Below are 17,733 nucleotides of genomic sequence, written 5' to 3'. Positions count from 1 at the left end.
GAGGACATGTCTTGGCCGAAGCTGATCCCGCCGCCAGCTTGACCCTTCCGGTCGACCGCTATTTCAATCGCGAACTGTCATGGCTCGCGTTCAATCAGCGCGTGCTGGAGGAGGCGATGAACCGCGCCCATCCGCTGCTGGAGCGGCTGCGCTTCCTGTCGATCTCCGGCGCCAATCTGGACGAATTTTTCAGCGTCCGGGTGGCAGGGTTGAAGGGGCAGCAGTTGGAGGATGTCGACCTGCGCTCCGCCGACGGCCTCACCCCCGCCCAGCAACTCGCCGCCATTACCGAACGGACCACGCGGCTCATGCAGGCGCAGCAGAAGGTGTGGGGTCTGCTCCATGCCGAACTGGGCGATGTCGGGATCGAAGTGATCGGGCCATCCAACGGGATGGATGCGACAAGCGAAGCCTGGCTGCGCGACCATTTCCTCAATCAGGTCTTCCCGATCCTGACCCCGCAGGCGCTCGACCCCGCGCATCCCTTTCCCTTCATTCCCAATGGCGGGCTGTCGATCATCTTCGATCTGGAGCGCTTGTCGGACAAGCAGCCGATCCGCGAACTGGTGATGATCCCGTCCTCGCTGGCCCGCTTTGTGCGGATACCCGGCGACCCCGCACGGTACATGGCGCTGGAGGCGGTGATCCGCCGCTTCTCCGGCGATCTTTTCCCCGGCTATCGCGTCCGCAACAGCGGCGTCTTCCGCATCATCCGCGACAGCGACATCGAGATTGAGGAAGAGGCCGAAGACCTGGTTCGCTATTTCCGCAGCGCCATCAAGCGCCGCCGCCGTGGCCGCGTGATCCGCATGGAGATTGAGGAACGCATCCCCGAACCGGTCGAGGACATGCTTCAGGACATGCTCCAGGGCCATGACGCGATCGTCGAGGAGGTGGAGGGGTTCGTCGGCATCGGCGACCTGTCCGGCCTGGTGGATGAGGACCGTCCCGACCTCAAATTCGAACCCTATGTCCCGCGTTTTCCAGAGCGAATTCGCGAATATGGCGGCGATTGCTTCGCTGCGATCCGGGCCAAGGACATCGTCGTCCACCATCCCTATGAAAGTTTCGATGTCGTCATCGCCTTCCTGAAACAGGCGGCGAGCGACCCGGACGTGGTGGCGATCAAGCAGACGCTCTACCGCGCGGGCAAGCAATCCGCCATCATCCGCGCGCTCATCGACGCGGCAGAGGCGGGCAAGTCCGTTACCGCCGTGGTGGAGTTGAAGGCCCGGTTCGACGAGGAGCAGAATCTCCTCTGGGCCTCGCAACTCGAACGGGCAGGGGTGCAGGTCGTCTATGGCTTCATCGACTGGAAGACCCATGCCAAGATTTCGATGGTCATCCGGCGGGAGAGCGGACATTTTCGCAGCTATTGTCACTTCGGCACCGGCAATTACCATCCTGTCACCGCGCGCATTTATACCGACCTCAGCTTCTTCACCGCCGATCCGCGCTATAGCCGCGATGCTGCGGCGCTGTTCAATTACATCACCGGTTATGTCGAACCGCAGGCGCTGGAAAAGCTCATCATGTCGCCCCGCGACCTGCGCAATAGCCTCTGCCAGCAGATCGATGCGGAGATCGACCATGTCCGCGCCGGGCGGCAGGGCAATATCTGGGCGAAGATGAACTCGCTGGTCGATCCCGCGATCATCGAAAAACTCTATGCCGCCAGCAATGCGGGGGTTCAGATCGACCTCATCATCCGGGGCATCTGCTGCCTGCGCCCCGGCGTGCCCGGCATGTCGGAGAATATCCGAGTGAAGTCGGTCGTCGGCCGCTTTCTGGAGCACAGCCGCATCGCCGTGTTCGGCAATGGCAAGGCGCTGCCCAATAATGGCGCAAAGGTCTTCATCAGCTCAGCCGACTGGATGCCGCGCAATTTCGATCGCCGGGTGGAATTCCTGCTGCCGGTCGAAAATGAAACGGTGCATGACCAGATTCTCGATCAGGTGATGGTCGCCAACCTCATGGATAATGAACAAAGCTGGGAGCTGGAAAGCGATGGCCATTACCGGCGTCTTGAACCGGGCGATCGCCCTTTCAATCTCCATCGCTATTTCATGACCAATCCCTCGCTTTCGGGCCGTGGCGCCGCGCTCGACAGTGTAGCCGTGCCGACACTCAGCCTGCGGCACAGGCGCTAAAGGTCGATGCCATCAATGCTCCATCGCGTCCGCGCGCTCGCTGAAAACATGGCACCGGCCAGCGAGCCTGCCTTTGCGCGCAGCGCCATCATCGACATCGGTTCCAACAGCGTGCGACTGGTCGTCTATGACGGGCCGCGCCGCATCCCGTTCATCCTGTTCAATGAAAAGGTGATGGCGGGGCTGGGCGCATCGCTGGGCAAGACCGGCCGGATCGAAACCGAAGCCATGGAGCGGGGCTTGCGCGCCCTTGCCCGCTTCGCGCATCTGTGCCGCGAAATGGCGGTGCAGGATGTGCGTTGCGTCGCGACCGCCGCCGTGCGCGACGCGATCAACGGCCCGGATTTCATCGCCCGCGCCGCGCAGATCGGGCTGGACGTCGAACTGTTGAGCGGCGCGCAGGAGGCGGTCGGCGCGGCGATGGGCGTGCTGTCGGGCATTCCTGACGCCAACGGCATCGTCGGTGATCTGGGGGGCGGCAGTCTGGAACTGGCCCGCATTCGCGATGGCGCGGTGCACCAGACCATCTCGCTGCCGCTGGGCGTGCTACGCCTGCCCGAAATCCGGGCCAAGGGGCGCGGAGCGATGGAGCGCCTCGTCAAGAAGATGCTGCTCAAGACCGGATGGGCGGCGGCGCCGAACCTGCCCTTCTATCTTGTCGGTGGCTCCTGGCGCGCGCTGGCCCGCTTCGACATGCAGCTCAACGACTTTCCGCTGCCGGTCCTCCACCAATATGAGATGCCCGCCGCCCGCGCCGAACAATTGACCCGCATCGTCAGCCATGTTGGTCGCGCCCGGCTGAAGGGTGTTCCCGCGATGACCGGCTCTCGCATCCCGACCCTGCCGGATGCGGCAGCCTTACTTTCGGTCATGGTCCGCCAGCTCAAATCCCAGCGGCTCATCGTCTCCGCCTATGGCTTGCGCGAAGGGTTGTTGTTCGAAGGGCTGCCCGCCGATCTCCGCAAGGCGGACCCCCTGTTGATCGCCGTTGAGGCGGAAGGGGAGGCGCAGGCGCGTTTCTCCGGCCATGGCGACATGATCGAACGCTGGATCGCGCCGTTGTTCCTTGAGGATGGCAGTGGCTGGCGTCGCATTCGTCGCGCCGCCTGCCTGCTCGCCGATGTCGGCTGGCGCGCCAATCCTGACTTCCGGGCCGAGCGCGGCGTGGAGATCGCGCTGCACGGCAATTGGGTCGGCATCACGGTCGAGGAACGGGCGATGCTGGCGCAGGCGCTGCACAGCAATTTCGGCGGCGGCAGCACGGCGCCCGCGCCACTCGACACGCTTGCCTCGCCCCAGGCACTGGAGCGCGCGAACCTTTGGGGCTTGGCGATCCGCTTGGGTCAGCGCCTTTCTGGCGGCGTGGAGGGACCACTGGAGGCCGGGCGTCTGGACCTTGATGGCGACACGCTCTCGCTGGTCCTGCGTGGCCGCGATACCGATCTTTATGGTGAAGCCGTCGAACGCCGCCTGCGTCAGTTGGCCCAGGCCATGGGTGTCAAGCACCGTATGACCCAGGCAAGCTAGAGGGTTTTCGAAGCAGATAGAATCATCTGCTGGCTCGGAAAACGCGTAAAATTAAAAAGCAGAGCAACCGAGCCGATGCAATCGGATCGGAAATTGCTCTAGACGGCTTCTCGTCGTTAAGGTCAGCCGCACCGCGCCGACGTAATCACCATCGCTTCGTCATAGGCGACGGTCAGCCGCTCTGGCCGGAAATCCATCGTCATCGCCATGCCGGGGCCACCCCAGCGCATGGTCTTCGCGCCCGACGCCTTCAGCATCGCAGCTCCCGTCTCTGCGCTCGCCTTCTGCCCCACGAAAGAGGCGACGGGTTCGTTGCGGCACGGCCCTTCGGCATTCGCCGCCGGAGCCTCGCCGCCGCTTGTGGTGGCACAGGCCGCCAGCGGAGCCATCATCATCGCCACCAAAGCCGTCCGCATCATAATCTTCTCCTATTCGGTGCGGGTCATCCGCAGGCGTCCGTTCTTGACCGCAAAGGCCATGCGCCCTTCGACCAGATCGACCGCATCGCGCCCGAACTGTTCATAGCGCCAGCCCTCCAGGATCGACAGCCCCTCGCGGACACCCGCCGCCAGTGCGTCGATATCATCGGTCCGCGCGATCAGGCGCGAAGCGACGTTGATGTCGCGCGACCGGATCTTGAGCAGCAGCTTGAGGAGGTCCGCCACCAGCGCGCCGTCTTTGCCGAGGCCCGGCCGCTTGGGATCGCGTTCGGGCATTTCCTCGCGATCCAGTGGCTGGTGCTTTGCCAGCGCCGCCATCAGGCGCGCGCCGATGTCGTTGCTTTTCCACGTCGCGGACAGGCCGCGCACCTTGCCCAGATCATCCTGAACGCGGGGCGGATGGCTGGCGATGTCGGCCAGCGTCTCATCCTTGACGATGCGCCCGCGCGGCAGGTTCTTGTCCTGCGCCTCGATCTCACGCCACGCGGCCAGCGCCTTCAGGCGGCCCAGCACATCGGCCTTGCGGCTGGCGATGCGGACGCGCTGCCAGGCGTCTTCGGGCAAGGTTACATAGTTGGACGGATCGCTGATCCGCTCCATCTCTTGGTCCAGCCAGTCGCCGCGCCCGGTCTTGCGCAGTTCTTCCAGCATCTTGGGGAAAATCTGGATCAGGTAGGTGACGTCGCCGATCGCATAGTCGATCTGCCGGGCATCCAGTGGCCGCCGGCCCCAGTCGGTGAAGCGCGCCCCCTTGTCCAGCGTCACGCCCATCCACGCATCGACCAGATTGCCGTAACCGATCTGCTCGCCAAGGCCGAGCGCCATCGCCGCGATCTGGGTATCGAACATCGGGTGCGGCGTCTTGCCGGTCAGGTTGTAGATGATCTCGAGATCCTGCCCGCCCGCGTGGAAGACCTTGAGGACATCCTCATTATTGGTCATCAGTTCCAGCAGCGGCGTCATGTCCAGCCCCGGCGCCTTCGGGTCGATGGCGGCGGCTTCATGCGCGTCGGCGACCTGCACCAGGCACAGGTCGGGCCAATAGCTGTTCTCGCGCATGAACTCGGTGTCGACGGCGATATAGGGGGATTTTGCGATACGGGCGCAGAAATCGGAAAGCGTCTTGCTGTCGGTAATCAGCGGATGGATTTGCATATGGTCTTCGATCTTATTATGGGCTGGCCCGCTCCCTGGCGGGCTGGTCGTAATGACCTGATGCCCATAGCCTGCCGTCAGGGGTTTGTCATTTCCGTAAAACGAAACTGAAAGAATAGAACGCCATGCATGCCTATCGCACCCACAATTGCGCTGCCCTTCGTGAGGCTGATGTCGGCGCGACCGTCCGCCTGTCCGGCTGGGTGCATCGCAAGCGCGACCATGGGGGCGTGTTGTTCGTCGACCTGCGCGACCATTATGGCCTGACCCAGATCGTCGCCAAGGCTGATAGCGAAGCGCTGCGCATCCTTGATGGCCTGCGCGCCGAATCGGTCGTGACGATCGACGGCACCGTCGTTGCGCGCGGTCCCGAGGCGACCAACCCGAAGATGGAAACCGGCGGAATCGAGGTCGTGGCCGACAGCGTGACCGTCCAGTCGGTCGCTGCCGAACTGCCGCTGCCCGTCGCGGGCGAGCAGGAATATCCTGAGGATATTCGCCTGCGCTATCGCTTCCTCGACCTGCGCCGCGAAACGCTGCACGCCAACATCGTCAAGCGCACGAAGATCATCTCCGACATGCGCCGCCGCATGGAAGGCATAGGCTTCACTGAATATTCCACGCCGATCCTGACCGCGAGCAGCCCGGAGGGCGCGCGCGACTTCCTGGTGCCCAGCCGTATCCACCCCGGAAAATTCTACGCCCTGCCGCAGGCGCCGCAGCAATATAAGCAGTTGCTGATGGTCGCGGGCTTCGACCGTTATTTCCAGATCGCGCCCTGCTTCCGCGACGAAGACCCCCGCGCCGACCGCCTGCCGGGCGAATTTTACCAGCTTGATCTGGAAATGAGCTTCGTCACCCAGGAAGATGTCTGGAACACGATGGAGCCGGTGATCGCGCAGGTGTTCGAGGCGTTCGCCGACGGCAAGCCGGTGACGCCCGCGGGCAGCTTCCGCCGCATCCCGCACGCCGAAGCTCTGCTCAAATATGGCAGCGACAAGCCCGACCTGCGCAACCCGATCGAAATCACCGACGTCACCGAACATTTCCACGGGAGCGGCTTTGGCATCTTCGCCTCGCTGGTCGAAAGCGGCAGCGTCATCCGCGCCATCCCCGCGCCCGGCGCTGGTGCAGGCAGCCGCAAATTCTTCGACGAGATGAATAATTGGGCGCGCGGCGAAGGCTATTCGGGGCTTGGCTATATCAACATCAAGGATGGCGTCCCCGGCGGCCCAATCGCCAAAAATCATGGAGAGGAAGCGACGGCCAGGCTGATTGCCGCGCTGGGCCTTGGCGCCAATGACGGCGTGTTCTTCGCCGCGGGCAAGGAATCGCAGGCCGCCAAGCTCGCCGGTCTCGCCCGCACTCGTGTTGGCGAAACGCTCGACCTGATCGACAAGGATCGCTTCGATCTGTGCTGGATCGTCGACTTCCCCTTCTACGAATATGACGAGGACAGCAAGTCGGTCGACTTCGCGCATAACCCCTTCTCGATGCCGCAGGGTGGTCTGGACGCGCTGAACAATCAGGACCCCCTGACCATCAACGCCTACCAATATGACATGGTCTGCAACGGTTTCGAGATTGCCTCCGGCTCGATCCGTAACCAGTCGCCCGAACTGATGGTCAAGGCGTTCGAACTGGTCGGCCTGTCCCAGCAGGATGTGGAGGATCGCTTCGGCGGCCTATACCGCGCCTTCCAGTACGGCGCGCCGCCCCATGGCGGCATGGCTGCTGGCGTTGACCGGATCGTCATGCTGCTGTGCGGCGTGCAGAACCTGCGCGAAATCACGCTGTTCCCGATGAACCAGCGTGCCGAAGACCTGCTGATGGGCGCACCCAGCGCCGCCGAATTCAAGCAGTTGCGCGAACTCCATGTCCGTGTCGTGGAGCCTGCGCCCAAGGGCTGACTTTTTCTCTTTCCGTCATGCCGGACTTGATCCAGCATGGCGGAAAGGAGAATGCGCCCATGACGATCGACCTTGGCGACCATGAAAAGGGCGCGAAATATCCCGGTGATTATGACGCCGACCTCGCGGCCCTCCAGCAGCGACTCGCCCGGATTCAGGTCGCGCATATCCTGCACAAGCGCCGCAGCGTCATCCTGTTCGAAGGATGGGACGCCGCGGGCAAGGGCGGCATCATCAAGCGGATGACCGCCGATTGGGATCCGCGCTATTATCAGGTCCACCCCATCGCCGCGCCCACTGAAGAAGAACTCGATCATCATTTCCTCTGGCGTTTCTGGACGCGGCTGCCCGGCGGGCAGAATATCGCCTTGTTCGACCGCAGTTGGTATGGCCGGGTGCTGGTCGAACGGGTCGAGGGCTTCGCGAAGAAGGCCGACTGGAAACGCGGTTATGACGAGATCAATGCCTTTGAGAAGCAACTGGCCGACGCGGGCACCAACTTCGTCAAGCTGTTCATCCACATCACCCAGGAAACGCAGGACGAACAACTGGCCCAGCGGCTCGATACCCCGTGGAAACGGTGGAAGACCGGTCCCGATGATTATCGCAACCGCGCCCGCCGCGCCGACTATCTCGACGCGATGCACGCGATGTTCAAAAAGACGGACAGCAAACACGCGCCCTGGCATGTCATCGACAATAACAACCGCAAGGCTGGGCGCATCGCTGCGCTCACCTATGTCGCGGACCGTCTGGAGGCGCTGGTGCCGATGGACATGCCCGATGCCGATCCCGCCATTGTGAAACTGGCGAAAGCGGCTTTTGGTTACAAGCCCGCGAAATGACCGGATACTCGTCGTAAGCGGCTGAATTGTAACAAAACTGCCATAAATTCCTAACGCCCTGTTTACCATTGCGCGATAGATGGCGGGCGTGGGACGCAAAGCATGAACGCACTTTTGAAACCTGATGCCCCGGTCGACGCCGGGGGCAACGCCGCGCTGCTGATCGCGCGCGCGCCGGTGCGCCTTGGTCAGCCGCTCAGCGACGCGGTCGAGCGCTTTCAGCAGGATGCGGGCCTGCGCCTGCTGCCGGTGGTCGATGTGGCGGATTGCCCGGTCGGCGCAATCTATGAGCGCGACACGCGGGCGATCCTCTTCAATCCTTTCGGCCACGCGCTGCTCAAGAATCCCAGCTTCGGTGGGCAGCTCGATGGCCATGTCCGCCCCTGCGCCACCGTTTCGGCCGATAGCGCGGTGGAAGTGTTAATCGACCTTTATGCCCGCGAAGGCGGAGCCTGTGAGGGGCTGATTGCTGTTACTCATGGCCGCTATGCTGGGGTAATCGACAGCCAGACGCTGTTACGGCTCGCCGCAGAACGCGACAGCGGCATCGCCCGCGCCAAGGCCGCCCGGTTCGAGCGGTTGACGCGGCAGAGCGCGACCTTCCGCAACGACATGGGTGCACTGGTCGCCGATCTTGTCGGCATGGCGGGCAGCCTTGCCACCAGCGCTGCGCAGGCGGCCGACCGCGCGAAAAGCAACCGCGATCACGCCGCTGGCATGGCCGTGTCGGCATCGCAGACCGCCACCGGCATGGCGCAACTGGCCGCCAGCGGCACCGCGCTCGCTACCACGCTTCAATCGGTCGAGGATCAGATGAGCCAAGCTTCCAGCGCGACCGGACAGGCGGTCGTTCACGCCCATGCGGGCACGCAGCAGGCGGGCGCGCTCGCACTGGCGACGGATGAGATCGGCGCGGTCTCAACCCTCATCGACTCGATTGCTCGCACCACCTCCACCCTCGCGCTCAACGCCGCGATCGAGGCGGCGCGGGCGGGCGAAGCGGGCAATGGCTTTGCCATCGTCGCCCAGCAGGTCAGGTCTCTTGCTGACCAGACACGGGAGGCTGCGGCGGACATCAGCACCCGGATCGACCATATGCGGACCGCCGTGACCGATGTGTCCGATGGCTATGCCCATATGAACGCCATCATTGGCATCGTGGATCAGCTTTCCTCCGCCGTCTTCGACGCGGTGGCGCAGCAGGGGCATTTTACCCGCGCCATCGCCGACCATGTGGCCGAAGCGGGTGAGGCCAGCGAGCATATCCGCGCCAGCGCCAGCGAGGTCAGCGGCAACGCCGGAACGGCAGCGACGGGCGCGCAGGCGATCGGCGACCTGGCCCGCACCCTCTCAGACGGGTCGCGCAAGCTGGAGGATCGCGTCGGCCTCTTCATCAATGCAATTCGCGAAGGCTGAGGCCGCAAGGGCTGAGGCCGTGAAGGTTAAGGCCGTGAAGGTTAAGGGAAGCGCATTATCCTACTGGCGCGCGCCGTAAATGCGGCTAGTCTCTCCATCCATAGCAAGAAGGAGAGGGATACATGCTCGTCATGTTCGTCGGCACCGACCGCACTGAAACCGCCGTCAATGCCGCTCAAGTCACCTTCGTCTCATCGGTCCGCGACGGCACCCGCATCCGCTTTGGCGAAGGGCGCAGCGTCACCGTGACCGAACCGATCGGCGAAGTGCTCGACAGCCTCAACCGCTCGCTAAGGCCGCATGACTAGAGCATGATCCGATCAGACTGAATCGGATCATGCTCCATTTATCTTTTGTTTTCCGCATTTTCGTAAGTCAGCAGATGATGCCATCTGCTTAGAAAATGCTTTAGGTGATGGTCCGGGTGGTTCAGCCGGGGTAGCGGATCGCCATCACCTCATATTCCTTTTCCCCCGCAGGAAGCTGGACCCGGCGCAGATCACCGATCGCCGCGCCCCGGAGCGCACGGGCGATCGGTGATCCCCAGCCGATCCGCCCGGCGCTGGCATCGGCCTCATCATTGCCCATGATGGTGACGGTGCGGTGGTTGTCATCCTCATCCGCGATGGTGACGGTCGCGCCGAAATAGACACGGCTCTGGTTGGGCTGCTGGCGCGGGTCGACGACCTTGGCGTCCTTCATCTTCTTCGACAGCCGCCGCAACTGCCCGTCAATCTCGCGCATCCGCTTGCGGCCATAGAGATAGTCGCCGTTCTCGCTTCGGTCGCCGTTGCCCGCCGCCCAACTGACGATCTCGACGATGCGGGGCCGTTCGACGCCCAGCAACTGGTCATATTCGGCCCGCAATTTCGCAAAGCCTTCAGGCGAGATGTAGTTGGGATAGGGGACGGTCATGGCCTCCCATAACCGCTCCCCCAGCGCCATCAAAGGGGCCTTAGCCGGGCGTCTGCTTGCCAAGATAGCGCGACAGCACTGCATTGCTCCCCTTGAACCGCGCATAGCCGGGGTTCATCGCATCATAGACGACTGCATTTTCCAGCACCCGCTGGACATAATTCTTCGTCTCATAGATGGGAATCTGCTCGATCCAGCGCAGCATGTCCGCACCCGGCAGGCGCGGATCGCCATTGGCGGCCAGCCACTTGTTCACATTGCCCGGCCCGGCATTATAGGCCGCGACCGCCAGCGGATAGCTGCCGCCATAATAGCTCAACATGCGCTGGAAATAGGTCGATCCCAATTGGATATTATAGCTGGTGTCGGTGGTCAGCGCGCCGGGATTATAGCCAAGGCCAATCTTCCCTGCTGTCTCCCGCGCGGTGCCCGGCATCAACTGCATCAGGCCGCGCGCGCCCGCATGGCTGATGGCGGCGCGGTCGAACTGGCTTTCCTGCCGGGCGATGGCATGGATCATCGTCCAGTTGGACTGGTGGGAGGATGGCACGGGCACGCGGGGGAAGGAACTTGTCCCATAGCCCGACAGGCCGCTGGAAACAGCGCGCCGACCGACCATCACGCCCAGATCCGGGCGTCCCAGGCTTTGCGCCAGTTCGGCCGCCAGATAATGGTCCTTGTCGCTGTCGGCATTGGCGGCGATGGCGCGGGCGAACTTGCTTTGTTCCTCCCAGTAGCCCATCTGCCCCAGCGCCTTGGCCGCGCGCACGACCGACCGATTGGCAAAGGCCGCGCGATCCGACGCGCTCAGTTCCACATCGCGATTGACGGTCGATGGTGCGGGTACTGGCTGCCCGATCCGCTCCAGCGCCAACTGGCCATAATATTGGTCGGGGAAAGCGGAAGCCCGCTGGAAATAGCTGTTCGCGCTCGCCTGATCCCGCGCGGCAAGCGCTGCGCGTCCGGCCCAGTAATAGCCCTTGGACTGGGTCTGGGGCGACCGGGCGGCGGTGGCATAGCGACGGAACATCTCCACCGCGTCGCCGGGGCGATTGAGGTTGTAGAAGGCGGTGGTGCCCGCCAGCCAGGCCAGGCTGGTATAATCGTCACGCTCGCCGATGGGGCGCGCGCTGACATCGGTGCCGGGCGCATAGGCGTCGTCCAGTGTGGCCGAAATCGAATAGGCGAAGCTCCACTGGCTGTCGGCGGCGGCGGCCCGCGCATTGGCCAGCAGCACTTCATACCATTTTTCGGCGTCGCTCGGGCGGAAGGTCAGGGGTCGGCGATTGGCGAGCAATTGCCGTCCCGCGACCCAGTTGCCGGTGTTGCGCATCCACATGGCCTTGTCGGCCAGGAAGCCCGCATCGCCCGCGCCATAGGCTTCGGCCGCCTGCATCTTCATCGCTGCATCAGGCGCCTTGCGGCGAAAGGCGACGCGCGCCTGGATCACGGGCCGCCGTGCGGGCGAGGCGTAAGTCAGCATCCGCTCGGCCCCGGCAAGATCGTTGCCCCACAACAGCTTGTCGGCGCGGATGTCATGGTCGGCCGGTGTAAAGCTCGACCCGAACAGCGAAAAGAGCCGCGCTTCGTCTGTGGGGGCAAGCGACCCACCGGTCCAGGCCGCTCGCGCGGCGATTCGCGCTTCCGCCGTCCGGCCCAGCGCGTTCAGTGCCACCGCGTTGCGCGCATTACCCACCGCCGTGCGCGCAGGGAAGCGGGCAAAGAAAGCCACGACCTGATTCGGTTCGAAACTGTCGCCATTGATGCTGGTTTCGGCCAGCCGTCGCATCCGGTCCTCGCCCGGCCAGCCGGGATTGGTGGTGATGAAGCTGGCATAGGTGGAAAAGCCCAGCGCATCGCTTTGCTGGAGCGCGCGCCACTGGCTGATCGCCGCGTTGATGTTGCTGTCCTGCGACACGCCGACCCGGCTGCTGATCTGGTTCCATTGGCTTGTCGGGGCAGCAGGCTGGGCGCTCGGCTGCGGACTGGGCTGGCCCGGCGGGGTCTGTCCGGGCAGGGGCTGGACGACCGCGCCGGGCGGGTCCGCCTGCATCGATGCGGGGAGGAGATTGACCGGGGCAGCGAGGCCGACAGTGGAGAGCAACAGGGCAATAAGGGGCATACGGACCAATGCGGTTTGTATTGATGGGATCGACACGATGCTGGACATTATCCCATTTGCATCCTTATCAGGCCCTGAATGACGCGCTATAGCGCGCGGTTCACCCGATCATGCCCCGGAACCCCGGCGAATTGAAGGAGTATTTTGATGTTTTCCGGGTCGATACCGGCTCTGGTGACGCCCTTTCGCGACGGAGCGATCGACGAAGCCGCATTTCGCGCCTTTGTCGACTGGCAGATAGCGGAAGGCAGCAGCGCCCTTGTCCCCTGTGGCACCACCGGCGAAAGCGCCACCATGACGGTCGAAGAGCATAATCGCGTCATCGCCATTTGCGTCGATCAGGCCGCCGGGCGCGTGCCGGTGATCGCAGGCTGCGGCTCCAACGACACCCGCATCGCGCTGGAGCATATGTATGCGGCGCAAGGCACCGGCGCGAACGCGGCGCTGGTCGTCGCGCCTTATTATAACAAGCCCAATCAGGACGGCGTGTTCCAGCATTTCGCCTATCTTGCCGAACGCTGCGATCTGCCGATCATCCTCTACAATGTGCCCAGTCGCACGATCACTGACATCGGCGTGCCGGTGATGCACCGGCTGACCCAGGATTATCAGTCGATCGTGGGAATCAAGGACGCTACCGGGAATCTGGGGCGTGTCACCGCGCAACGCCTCGCCTGCGGGCCGGATTTCTGCCAGTTGTCGGGGAATGACGAAACCGCGCTCGGATTCAATGCGATGGGGGGGCGGGGATGTATCTCCGTCACCGCCAATGTCGCGCCGCGTCTGGTCGCCGATTTCCAGGCAGCCTGTGCGTGCGCCGATTGGGATGGCGCTTTGGCGCTTCAGGATCGTTTATACCCCCTGCATGATGCCCTGTTCAGCGATTCTTCACCTGGGCCGATTAAATATGCCCTTTCGCGGGTCCGTCCCGACATGCCCGGCGAAGTCCGCCTGCCGATCACCTGGCCGTCGGAATCGAGCCGGGCGGCGGTCGATCGGGCGCTGGAGATTGCGGGGCTGGTCTAGTTCCGCTGGTTTGAACGCCTCTGGTTTGGTCAGGCGGCGGCCCCATATGAACGAAGTGAGTAATATCTAGATCATGGCCCGCCCGCGTCCCGAAACCTTCGACAAGAAGAAGATCGTCGCCGAGAACCGGCGCGCGCGCTTTGAATATTTCATCGAGGACGTGTTCGAGGCGGGCATCGCCCTCCAGGGCACGGAGGTGAAGGCGCTGCGTGGTGGTGAGGGCAATATCGCCGAAAGCTATGCGGAGGTGAAGGGCAATCAGGTGTTTCTGGTGAACAGCAACATCCCCGAATATAGCCACGGCAATCGCGAAAATCACGAACCCAAACGCCCGCGCAAGCTGCTGCTGCACGAACGTGAGATCCAGAAGATGTACAGCGCCGTCTCACGCCAGGGCATGACGCTGGTACCGCTGATGATCTATTTCAACAGCACGGGCCGGGCCAAGATCGAACTGGCGCTGGCCAAGGGTAAGAAAACCCACGACAAGCGGGAAGTCATCAAGGAACGCGACTGGAAGCGCGATCAGCAGCGCATCATGAAGGCGCACGGTTGATGTCCAATCGCCTGACCCGCTGGTGGCACGCCAACGCGCCCACCCGCGAATCGCTGGAAAACAGCCGTATCCTCGCCCCCGTTGCCCATCGTATTCTCGAACCTTCGCTCTGGCGCTTCACCCGCCGATCGGTGCCGCGCGGCGTGGCGCTTGGGCTGCTGGTCGGTATCTTCCTGCTGATTCCGGGCCTTCAGATTGCCGGGGCGGCGCTGCTGGCGTTGCCTTTCCGCGCCAATATCCCGGTTGCGGCGGCGATGACCTTTCTTTCCAACCCGCTGACGACGCCGCTCATCCTCTGGGCGTCGGTCTATATCGGCAACTGGCTGCTTGGCCGTACTGCCGATGCCTCGGGCGTCTGGGCGCTGATCGACAGCCATGCCTCCATCGGCCAATGGTGCGCCTGGCTCTTTTCCGAAGCGGCGCCCGCGATGCTGCTGGGCCTTGCGCTGATTTCCTTTGGTGCGGCGGCCATCGGCTATTTCCTTGCCGACTGGTTCTGGCGTGACCGGATGGGTCGCAAATGGCATGCCCGCAAAATCAGGATTGGCAAAGCCCATGAAAGCAGCGCATTGGGAGAAACCGCCGTCGCCGATCTCGCCTGACACGGCGTTGATCGGGCCATAGGCGGACCAACGATGCCAAGGGGGATCGCGCGCAGGTGGCGACGCGGAGTAACAGCAGGGACATGAATTTGGGCAGGGTGCCGCCCGCGCGCACCTTCCTGCCCTTCGTCGGCCTTGCCGCTGCCGCCTCGGCCGCACTGGTCTGGTATGCCGTTCGCGATCCGGCTCTGGCGGCGGGTTTTGTTGCTACCCTCATCGCCCTTTTGCTGCTGACGGCCTGGGTTCGGCGTCTCTATCCGCCGCAGACCGTGTCCGCCGATGCGCTGCCTGACTGGACGGTGGCGCGGGCCGCTGCCGATGCGTCCAGCATGGCGATCGCCATCACCGACCGCGCGGGCAAGCTGGTATGCGCCAGCGATCTGTTTGGCGAATGGTTCCCCGGTTTTCCGGCCCCACCCGGCATATTGACTGATTCCGTTACCACCGAAAGCTTGACTGCTGCTGGCCGCGCCGCCTGGCGAGACGGGCAGGCACGGGTGGCGGCGATCGTTCACGGGGCGCTGCGGCTGGACGTGGACGTGACCCGCACTGGCCGAGCGGAGGATTATCTCCTCTGGCGCTTCGCCCCGGTGCGTCAGCCCAGCGCGATCGATGATGTTCACCGCGTGCTGACGGGCGAAGCGGGGCGCCACTTGTCCGAAGCGGGCATCATGGCGGCGATGATTGGCGGGGAAGGGCGCATCCGCACCGCCAACGGCGCCTTCCTGCTGCGCGCGGCGGGACGGATCGACGCCAACATCACCGGTCGCGATTTCGCCAGCCATATGCGGATCGACGACAAGGGCCGCCTCTTCTTCGCGCGGGAGGAGCATGGCGGCATGCCGCTGCGTCTGTTGCAGGTTCCGCTTCGCCGTCCCGGTCAATCGGCGGGCCATGCAGGGGCACAGGAAGGCCCGATGCTCGTCCTGCTGATCGACGAGCCGATGGGTGGCGGTGACGGTACATCGGCGCTTTCCTATATCGAGACCCTGTTGTCGCTGCTGCCCTTCGGTCTTGCCATGGCCAATCGCGATGGCCGTGTCCTGTTCGTCAACAATGCGTTCGGCCGTGCGGCGGGCCTGCGCCCCGGCGACACGCCCAGCTATCCGGGCGATCTTGTCGTGCGGGAGGATCAGGCGGCGGTGGCCGACTCCGTCCGCCGTTTCGCCATAGGCCCGCAAATGTCGGGCGACATCGCCGTTCGCATGCGCGATCAGCCGGACGAACCGGTGGCGCTCAGCCTCGCTGGCGTCCGGGGGCTGGGCGACGCCGCCGTGCTTTTGAGCCTTAAGGACAATAGCGAGGAATCGAAGCTGAAGCGTCAGGTGGCGCAGGCGACCAAGATGCAGGCGATCGGCCAGCTGGCGGGCGGCGTCGCCCATGATTTCAACAATATCCTGACCGCCATCATCGGTCATTGCGACCTGATGCTGATGCGCCACACGCCCGGCGACAGCGACTATGACGACATTCAGCAGATCAAGTCGAACAGCAATCGCGCGGCTGGCCTCACCCGCCAGTTGCTGGCTTTCTCGCGCCAGCAGACGCTGCGCCCGCAGATATTGCAACTGCCCGACATCGTCGCCGACGTCTCAAACCTCCTCAATCGCCTGCTCGGCGAAAATGTCCGGCTGGAAGTGTCTCACGGCCGCAACCTTGGTGCGGTGCGCGCGGACCCCGGCCAGCTTGAACAGGTGATCGTCAACCTTGCGGTCAATGCCCGCGACGCCATGCCCAATGGCGGCGTCGTCAATATTCAGACCTATGCCGTCCCCGCCGCGAAGGTGCGTGAGTTGCGGCAGGACATATTGCCGGTCGGCGACTATACCGCGATCCGCGTCTCTGACACCGGCCTTGGCATCCCGCCGGATATCCTCTCGAAAATCTTCGAGCCTTTCTTCACGACCAAGGAAATGGGCAAGGGCACCGGTCTTGGCCTGTCGACCGTCTATGGCATCGTCAAACAGTCGGGCGGCTATATTTTCGCCGAATCGGATCTGGGGCGGGGCGCCAGCTTCATCATCTACCTGCCGGTCAACGCCGCACAGGACATGCCTGTCCTCGAAAAGCCCAAGGCGCAGCCCAAACGGGGAGAGACCTGGGGTACCGGCACCATATTGCTGGTGGAGGATGAGGATATGGTCCGTACCGTCGCCGAACGGGCGCTCACGCGTCAGGGCTATACTGTCCTCACTGCCTCGGACGGGGAATTGGGGCTGGAAGCGCTGGAGAAGGCGGATCATATCGACCTCCTGATTTCCGACGTGGTCATGCCCAATATGGACGGCCCGGCGATGGTCGCCCGCGCACGCCAGAGCCATCCCGACCTGCCTGTTCTCTTCATGTCGGGCTATGCCGAGGAGCAACTGCGTAAATCGATCGACATCGCCAATGTCGCCTTCCTGCCCAAGCCTTTTTCGGTCAGCCAACTGGCCGAAGCCGCCCGCGATGCGATGGCCAGCGGGGCCGACGTGGCGGAGGACGATGGCTGAGCTTGCGCTGCATTAAGGCCAATCTGCTGGGCAAGCGCGATTGGATGCGCTAGCGAATCGACTTTAGCAGCGGGCGCGCGCGCGAACAGGCAGGGGCCGATGTCGGACAGCAAATCCATTCTCATTGTCGAGGACGAGGCGATGATCGGCATGATGCTTGAGGATTATCTCGAAACTCTTGGCTATCAGTTGCACGCCGTCGCCTCGTCCGTGGAGGAAGCCTGCGCCCATGCGCGCGGGGGCGGTTTCGACGCTGCACTGGTCGATTGTAACCTTCAGGGTGAAAAATCCTGGCCCGTGGCCGACATATTGGCGGAACAGGCGATCCCCTTCATCTTCGCCACTGGCGGCATGGCCGATGATCTGCCGAGCCATCACGCGTCGCGTCCAACGCTCGCCAAGCCTTTCACCATCGGCGCGGTCGAACGGGCGCTGGGTAAAGTGCTGGCGGCAGAATGAATTTCGCGCCCTTTCCAAAGGGAAGGGGCCAATGCCGTATCAGGGCGCTGAAAGCCCGTGGGGCTGCCCTTTGCCTCGGAATAGGAAATTTCCGTTCCCCTCTTGTTCTAAGTGAACA

15 protein-coding genes are annotated in these 17,733 nt (G+C 63.5%); 11 read left to right on the top strand and 4 right to left on the bottom strand.

Annotation, left to right across the window (positions count from 1 at the left end; genetic code table 11):
- The first annotated feature begins 11 nt into the window (after positions 1 to 11).
- Together WFR25_RS24525 and WFR25_RS24520 are read left to right on the top strand one after the other, a co-directional pair.
- Positions 12 to 2,150 (top strand): RNA degradosome polyphosphate kinase, encoded by a 2,139-nt coding sequence (locus WFR25_RS24525; protein ID WP_336974501.1) that lies wholly within the window; start codon positions 12 to 14, stop codon positions 2,148 to 2,150.
- 6 nt (positions 2,151 to 2,156) lie between these two features.
- Complete coding sequence (locus WFR25_RS24520) at positions 2,157 to 3,677, top strand: Ppx/GppA family phosphatase (RefSeq protein WP_336974500.1); 1,521 nt, start codon at positions 2,157 to 2,159, stop codon at positions 3,675 to 3,677.
- 122 nt (positions 3,678 to 3,799) lie between these two features.
- Here WFR25_RS24520 and WFR25_RS24515 read toward each other — a convergent pair whose 3' ends face one another.
- Together WFR25_RS24515 and rnd are read right to left on the bottom strand one after the other, a co-directional pair.
- Positions 3,800 to 4,093 (bottom strand): I78 family peptidase inhibitor, encoded by a 294-nt coding sequence (locus WFR25_RS24515; RefSeq protein WP_336975044.1) that lies wholly within the window; start codon positions 4,091 to 4,093, stop codon positions 3,800 to 3,802.
- Positions 4,094 to 4,105: 12 nt separating this feature from the next.
- Positions 4,106 to 5,272, bottom strand: coding sequence for a ribonuclease D (rnd, locus tag WFR25_RS24510; protein ID WP_336974497.1), 1,167 nt, complete (start codon positions 5,270 to 5,272; stop codon positions 4,106 to 4,108).
- 125 nt (positions 5,273 to 5,397) lie between these two features.
- Between rnd and aspS the strand changes: the two genes are divergently transcribed.
- The 4 genes from aspS to WFR25_RS24490 all read left to right on the top strand — a co-directional run bounded on the left by aspS (position 5,398) and on the right by WFR25_RS24490 (position 9,751).
- Positions 5,398 to 7,182 (top strand): aspartate--tRNA ligase, encoded by a 1,785-nt coding sequence (gene aspS / locus WFR25_RS24505; protein ID WP_336974494.1) that lies wholly within the window; start codon positions 5,398 to 5,400, stop codon positions 7,180 to 7,182.
- A 59-nt stretch (positions 7,183 to 7,241) separates the two neighbouring features.
- On the top strand, positions 7,242 to 8,027 hold the full coding sequence (locus tag WFR25_RS24500) for a polyphosphate kinase 2 family protein (protein WP_336974492.1): 786 nt from the start codon (positions 7,242 to 7,244) through the stop codon (positions 8,025 to 8,027).
- 102 nt (positions 8,028 to 8,129) lie between these two features.
- Positions 8,130 to 9,443, top strand: coding sequence for a methyl-accepting chemotaxis protein (locus WFR25_RS24495; RefSeq protein ID WP_336974489.1), 1,314 nt, complete (start codon positions 8,130 to 8,132; stop codon positions 9,441 to 9,443).
- Positions 9,444 to 9,565: 122 nt separating this feature from the next.
- Entirely contained in the window at positions 9,566 to 9,751 is a 186-nt protein-coding gene (locus WFR25_RS24490; protein ID WP_336974487.1) for a hypothetical protein, read from the top strand.
- A gap of 121 nt (positions 9,752 to 9,872) precedes the next feature.
- On the opposite strand, the gene greB is transcribed toward WFR25_RS24490, so the two are convergent.
- Together greB and WFR25_RS24480 are read right to left on the bottom strand one after the other, a co-directional pair.
- Complete coding sequence (greB, locus tag WFR25_RS24485) at positions 9,873 to 10,358, bottom strand: transcription elongation factor GreB (RefSeq protein WP_336974485.1); 486 nt, start codon at positions 10,356 to 10,358, stop codon at positions 9,873 to 9,875.
- Between the two features lie 40 nt (positions 10,359 to 10,398).
- A complete protein-coding gene (locus tag WFR25_RS24480) occupies positions 10,399 to 12,528 on the bottom strand; it encodes a lytic transglycosylase domain-containing protein (RefSeq protein WP_336974483.1) in 2,130 nt (709 codons plus the stop codon).
- A gap of 99 nt (positions 12,529 to 12,627) precedes the next feature.
- Here WFR25_RS24480 and dapA point away from each other — a divergent pair, with 99 nt between their 5' ends.
- The 5 genes from dapA (at position 12,628) to WFR25_RS24455 (ending at position 17,615) form a co-directional block, all read left to right on the top strand.
- The gene (gene dapA, locus WFR25_RS24475) at positions 12,628 to 13,506 is read left to right on the top strand and encodes a 4-hydroxy-tetrahydrodipicolinate synthase (RefSeq protein ID WP_336974481.1); all 879 of its coding nucleotides are present in this window, start codon (positions 12,628 to 12,630) and stop codon (positions 13,504 to 13,506) included.
- A 73-nt stretch (positions 13,507 to 13,579) separates the two neighbouring features.
- Positions 13,580 to 14,062 (top strand): SsrA-binding protein SmpB, encoded by a 483-nt coding sequence (gene smpB / locus WFR25_RS24470; protein WP_336974479.1) that lies wholly within the window; start codon positions 13,580 to 13,582, stop codon positions 14,060 to 14,062.
- Positions 14,062 to 14,664, top strand: coding sequence for a DUF2062 domain-containing protein (locus WFR25_RS24465; protein ID WP_336974476.1), 603 nt, complete (start codon positions 14,062 to 14,064; stop codon positions 14,662 to 14,664). Before smpB ends, WFR25_RS24465 begins: the two co-directional genes overlap by 1 nt.
- Before the next feature lie 83 nt (positions 14,665 to 14,747).
- On the top strand, positions 14,748 to 17,156 hold the full coding sequence (locus WFR25_RS24460) for a hybrid sensor histidine kinase/response regulator (protein ID WP_336974475.1): 2,409 nt from the start codon (positions 14,748 to 14,750) through the stop codon (positions 17,154 to 17,156).
- 99 nt (positions 17,157 to 17,255) lie between these two features.
- Positions 17,256 to 17,615, top strand: a complete 360-nt coding sequence (locus WFR25_RS24455; protein WP_336974474.1) for a response regulator — start codon at positions 17,256 to 17,258, stop codon at positions 17,613 to 17,615.
- The last annotated feature ends 118 nt before the right edge of the window (positions 17,616 to 17,733 follow it).

The organism is Sphingobium aromaticiconvertens (assembly GCF_037154075.1).
In the GTDB taxonomy this organism is placed as follows: domain Bacteria; phylum Pseudomonadota; class Alphaproteobacteria; order Sphingomonadales; family Sphingomonadaceae; genus Sphingobium; species Sphingobium aromaticiconvertens.
This window is presented reverse-complemented; position numbering and strand designations above follow the sequence as displayed.